This is a genomic window from Synechococcus lacustris str. Tous, assembly GCF_003011125.1.
GTDB lineage: Bacteria > Cyanobacteriota > Cyanobacteriia > PCC-6307 > Cyanobiaceae > Synechococcus_D > Synechococcus_D lacustris.
The window spans coordinates 1-5080 of record NZ_PXVC01000101.1 but is presented as its reverse complement, the minus strand read 5'-3'; the positions used below and the strand labels follow the sequence as shown (position 1 = coordinate 5080).

Here is a 5080-nt window from a genome sequence, read left to right as displayed (position 1 = left end):
ATCCCATTCTTCTGCAGAGCTACTGCTGGCAGGCACTAATTCCCCTTCTCGTTTCCATAGGTGCCTCCAGCTATAAAGCGTTTGACGGCTAATACCTGTAGCCCTTGAAATTTCAGTAACTGTTTCCCTGCTGGGCGGACTCATCCGTTTGCGAATTTCACCACGAAATTGTGCGTCGTAAATCGGTCTCATTGTTCATCGGTTGCGCCCCCTGGTTTCTTTGATACGAGCGGACTTCTTTGCTGATACAGGGGGGCTGCCGATCAGCAACGCCCACTTGCTGGCGGTTGGGGATCTGAAGACGGATGGCGTCCACAGGGATCCCTTTGATCGCTTGCTGGTGTGCCAGAGCTTGGTTGAACCGATGCTGCTGCTAACCATGAACAGCCAGCTGCGGAGCTATGGCGCCACGGTGATCGTGCTGGGGTAAGCGGTGGGCCTGGGATTACAGAAGGCGCAGGTTTTGAAAAGTTTGGCATGAAATTTAAATTCGTTACGCTGCAAAAGCGCAATAACGCGGTTGCAATAGCTATTTGAAAAACTAACTCTTATTTATGCTCAGGCATTACTGATAAATCTAAAAATACTGGAGCACATAATTGTGTTACTAGAAACAACTTTATTTGATGTGGATAAACCTGCCAGCTGATGATTTCATCGCTCAAACGGATACGTTGGCAATGGCTGCCTAATCAGTGGCAGAGACGTCATCTCTCCTGACAGAGGGGGGCGGCGACTATCTGCACGAGTTGGCAAAAGTAAGGCATTGATTGCAACGGCGCGAAAGCTGGCCATTCTTTATTACAAGACCATCAGATACGGTATGGAATTCCAGGAGCTGGGAGACTTGGCCTACCAACAGGCATCACGGGATCGACAAATCCATGGGCTGGAGCGACGTGCCAGATCGCTTGGTTACCAACTGGTAGCAACCGGCTGACAGGCCGAGATCACTGATGGCCGYGGGTGTTTCTTAGGAAGATGACGYCTYTGCCGCCACATCAAATAATACCGATAGCATTGCTATCAACGAATGGAGGGTGCTGTGGCTGATCTKYTGGTGCGCGGCGTTGATGACGACCTCGTGCAGGCGCTCAAGAAWMGRGCCGGGGCCCATGGCCGCAGCCAGGAAGCAGAACTGCGGATAATTCTTGCCTCTGTTCTGCTCAGCCCACCGCGGCGCAACCTGGCGGAATTACTGGCTGCCATGCCGGATGTTGGGGYAGACGCCGATTTTCAGCGCCAGRGCGATCAAGCAGTGGCCCGAGATGTATTTAATTGACACCAACGTGATCAGCGAGGCCCGCAAAGGACGCCGCGCTGATGCRGGTGTGCAGGGCTTCTGGGAAGCWGCWGCCCRMGRCAACACCCCGCTGTTTCTRGCTGCCATCACGATCGGTGAGCTGCGCCGCGGCGTGGAGTTGATCCGCCACCGTGGGGATAAACCGCAAGCAGARMKRCTAGAGCAGTGGCTAGCTGAGGTATTGCAGGCCTACAGCGATCGGRTGCTCGACCTTGATGGCGATGCAGCCCAGATTTGGGGGCGACTGCGGGTGCCCAATCACCACAACGCCATTGATAAGCAGATCGCTGCCATCGCCCTGCTGCACGATCTCACCGTGGTGACGCGCAACATCGATGACTTCGCCAGCTGCGGAGTGCGGCTGCTGAATCCGTTTCAGGCTCGTTGATGGCATCCCGGTATTTTGAGCAAAAGCCAGATGATCGTYGCTTGGCTGTATCTACATACCTAATAAGCTTGAACAGCGTTAACATGAAYATTTCAGCTGTAAGCAGTCATTAAATTGCTCCATTAAGCCCCYAAGAATTGAATTAATAAGGGTGACAACTTTTCTGGCATAGGGGGGCAAATCGTTGTTGCGCACCTTTAGCTGAAAGATCTACKTAGCCAGGGCTGTGCCCCCTTCTTAGTTACTGCAGCGATATGCCAGATAACTGCACCTGCAATCAAAAGCCACGCCAGTAGATGCAGGCTGTAGACGACGCGATCGAGCTGGCAGTTGCGTAGCTAGTCCTGTTGCATCAACTAGCCGCTACCCACCGCAAGCGCCAAACAAAGCAGGGCAAGAGATTGGATTTGCCCCGCCCTAGCTCAAAAGTCGCGGTAAACTTTGTCGCCACTGAGATCAAAGAGGGTATTCAGGGGCATCACGTCATTGCCGTAGAATCCAAAATTAGTGCKAGCAGCAAGAAAGCTTGCTGCTCGAAATGAACATAAACAACACAATCAGTTTGCGCATCTAAGTAAATAGAAATTTTATTGACTTAGGATTGAATTTAAAGATATTAATACTCAAGTAAATTCAGTATAAAGAATARCTAAGCCGTCTTTAYGTGAAGTTWGGGTCATATTTTATTTAACTTGAGGAAATTAATTCTCCATAAAGCTTTTTACAGGTCCCTTGGCTGTAGACCGGTATTSTTTGCAATGCGATATCATTCTGGGGACTATCTCCTYACCATCATGAAATGCAAAAACAMAATCGGGGAATCCATCACGAGCAAGAGTCTGGTGAGAGCCTGACTGGCGCTTTACATGCCATCCGATCGACTGGAGAGMAACTAAAACCTTCTTGGCTTTTACAGAGGGCCAGGGAYTCATGCACTGATGGGGAGCGATAAGCTGATGTTCATAGGCTCGGAGTCGCCAAATTCAAGCCTGTCGGCAATAACACGAAGCGCCAATATCTCAGCCTTTGACATTGCATCTGCAGCCGAGTCGCCATAAGAGAGAACGCCAGGAASTTCAGGAACCTCTGSGATCCAACGGCCATCAACCTCTTGCTCGCACTCCAATGAGAAATTCATGTCTTACTCACCACTACCTCCACCGTAGCAACAACTCAGTGCATATGCTCCAMCCCCATTTGCCTGGCTCAGCTTYTACCACTGGTATGCAGCAAGAGCCAATTTCAAAGTCTAGGTAACACCAAAAGATCTTCTTCTTGTTACACATAACAGCCGATGACATCTTTTGGAAGAATTWTATAACTCGTATATCAATTTTCTTAGAGTATTTTCCCTTGATTGCACTTGAAAGGTTTATGAATGGAGGCCTTAGTTTGCGGCTCTTATGCCACAAAAGCGGATGCCCAATTCGTTATTAGCGCACCATATCAGCTGCTTGCTGATTTACATAACTGGCTTTTGGAAAGAGAGGGTTGGTAAGGGAAGCGATGCATGGASTAAAAACGAAAARTGAAACTGGAGGTATCAAGGGTTGGCGATGCAGAGCTTTGTTTGCTGTTCCTTAGCCCTGCTCCCAGCGGAACCCTTGGTCTTCCCAGGCTTTCGGATCCTCGATCGGTTCGAGGTGGGTGAGCACATCGGTGCGGGACAGTGCGGTGGCAATCTCTCGCTCTAGCTGGTCGCAGAGGTCATGGCCGGCCTGCACCGTCCAGCTGCCCGGCACGAGCACATGAAAGGCCACAAATCGGTGCGATCCGGCCACCCGGGTGCGCAGGGCATGGAATCGGATGTCTTCCGTTGCATGGGAGGCAAGCAGGGCTTCAAGCTCCGCTTGCTCGTCCTCGGGCAACGAACGATCAAGCAGGCCGGATCCAGTTTCGTGGAGCAGTTTCCAGCCGGTGACCACGATGTTCAGCGCCACCGCGATAGCGATCAAAGGATCGAGGATTGTCAGCCCGGTTAGCTTCACAAGGCCAATGCMCAACACAATGCCGAGCGAGGTCCAGACATCCGTAAGCAGGTGGTGGGCATCGGCGCGCAGGGCGATMGAGTGGAAGCGGCGGGAGGCTTTCAGCAACACCCAGGCCACCAGTCCATTCAGCGCGGTTGCAAGCAGGGAAATGACCAAGCCGATGCCTAGTTGCTCCAACGGCTGGGGCTGATGAAGTCGCTCGATGGCGGTAAGCATGATTGCGARGGCTGCTACCACGATCAGCACACTTTCCAKGCCGCTGGAGAAGTATTCGGCCTTGAAGTGGCCGTACGGGTGGCTGCGATCAGCAGGTTTGGCCGCCAGGGTGAGCGCCCAGAAGGCCCCAAGGGCTGCGACTAGGTTCACGCCCGACTCCATGGCATCGGAGAGCAGACCCACAGACCCGGTCAGGCGCCAGGCCAGCGTTTTGAGCACGATCGTCGCGACCGCTGCTGCCGTCGAGAGCAGCATGTAGGAACGTGGRGAGGCCAAGATCATTRGTTCTGGAAGTGCTCTTTGGGCGARGCCAGCGTTGTTGACCGTGGCTCAGCCTGCATGTCGTTTCGGCGACATGAACTGCGGGCACGTGTCCGGAATGTAGCTGCCCCGTACAGATCAAAGATCTCTTTCAACTCATCCTAAAAGAAAAATCGAAATCTTTTTATTTGCACTACTTGTTATTAAAGAGCTAGGGCTCTCTTTTTTGCTGTAGGGCTARCAAAGAAGCGCTAYATAACTCAGTAGCACTCATTGATTGTGGATGAAGCACCTCGCCATATGGATTTGCAGTTAGGCCTGGATTGATTACACCACTGCCCATTGTCATGGCACCACGCTGCTGAAATAAGAAGCCGTAAACGGGGTGAATGCGCAGTTGATCAAGGAAATCAGCCCCCCTGTATCAGCAAAGAAGTCCGCTCGCATCAAAGAAACCACCAGGGGGTGCAACAGATGAACAATGAGACCGATTTACGACGCACAATTTCGAGGTGAAATTCGCAAACGGATGAGTCCGCCCAGCAGGGAAACAGTTACTGAAATTTCAAGGGCTACAGGTATTAGCCGTCAAACGCTTTATAGCTGGAGGCACCTATGGAAACGAGAAGGGGAGTTAGTGCCTGCCAGAAGTAGCTCTGCAGAAGAATGGGATTCAAGCGATAAGTTGGCTGCTGTAAYACAAGCCGCTGGACTTARCGGTGCTGATCTAGGTGCCTATTGCAGAGAGAGAGGTCTTTATCCCCAACAACTTGCTCGGTGGCGCCAAGCAGCAGAGTATGCAAATGGATTAGATGCACCGAGCATGGCGGATCAAAAGGAATTGCAGCGTAAAAACCAGGAGCTGATACGCCAAAATCGGCGCCTAGAGCGGGAACTACAAAAAAAGGAAAAGGCACTTGC

The 5080-nt window shown here is 51.7% G+C and carries 7 protein-coding genes; 4 read left to right on the top strand and 3 right to left on the bottom strand.

From position 1 onward, the window contains the following. On the bottom strand, nucleotides 1–192 hold a 192-nt coding region (locus C7K08_RS16920; protein WP_133165261.1), incomplete at its 3' end, for a helix-turn-helix domain-containing protein. A gap of 28 nt (nucleotides 193–220) precedes the next feature. On the opposite strand from C7K08_RS16920, the gene C7K08_RS12475 reads away from it, so the two are divergent. The 3 genes from C7K08_RS12475 (at nucleotide 221) to C7K08_RS12460 (ending at nucleotide 1691) form a co-directional block, all read left to right on the top strand. Continuing rightward, complete coding sequence (locus C7K08_RS12475) at nucleotides 221–430, top strand: PIN domain-containing protein (RefSeq protein WP_133165260.1); 210 nt, start codon at nucleotides 221–223, stop codon at nucleotides 428–430. A 615-nt stretch (nucleotides 431–1045) separates the two neighbouring features. Beyond that, complete coding sequence (locus C7K08_RS12465) at nucleotides 1046–1282, top strand: FitA-like ribbon-helix-helix domain-containing protein (RefSeq protein WP_106500910.1); 237 nt, start codon at nucleotides 1046–1048, stop codon at nucleotides 1280–1282. After that, entirely contained in the window at nucleotides 1269–1691 is a 423-nt protein-coding gene (locus C7K08_RS12460; protein ID WP_106500908.1) for a type II toxin-antitoxin system VapC family toxin, read from the top strand. Before C7K08_RS12465 ends, C7K08_RS12460 begins: the two co-directional genes overlap by 14 nt. A 701-nt stretch (nucleotides 1692–2392) precedes the next feature. Here C7K08_RS12460 and C7K08_RS12455 read toward each other — a convergent pair. Together C7K08_RS12455 and C7K08_RS12445 are read right to left on the bottom strand one after the other, a co-directional pair. Continuing rightward, on the bottom strand, nucleotides 2393–2623 hold the full coding sequence (locus C7K08_RS12455; protein ID WP_241537252.1) for a type II toxin-antitoxin system HicA family toxin: 231 nt from the start codon (nucleotides 2621–2623) through the stop codon (nucleotides 2393–2395). Between the two features lie 648 nt (nucleotides 2624–3271). Continuing rightward, a complete protein-coding gene (locus tag C7K08_RS12445) occupies nucleotides 3272–4180 on the bottom strand; it encodes a cation diffusion facilitator family transporter (RefSeq protein WP_106500906.1) in 909 nt (302 codons plus the stop codon). Between the two features lie 508 nt (nucleotides 4181–4688). Here C7K08_RS12445 and C7K08_RS15265 point away from each other — a divergent pair. Beyond that, the coding region (locus C7K08_RS15265) for a transposase (protein WP_206603856.1) at nucleotides 4689–5080 on the top strand (392 nt) is incomplete at its 3' end.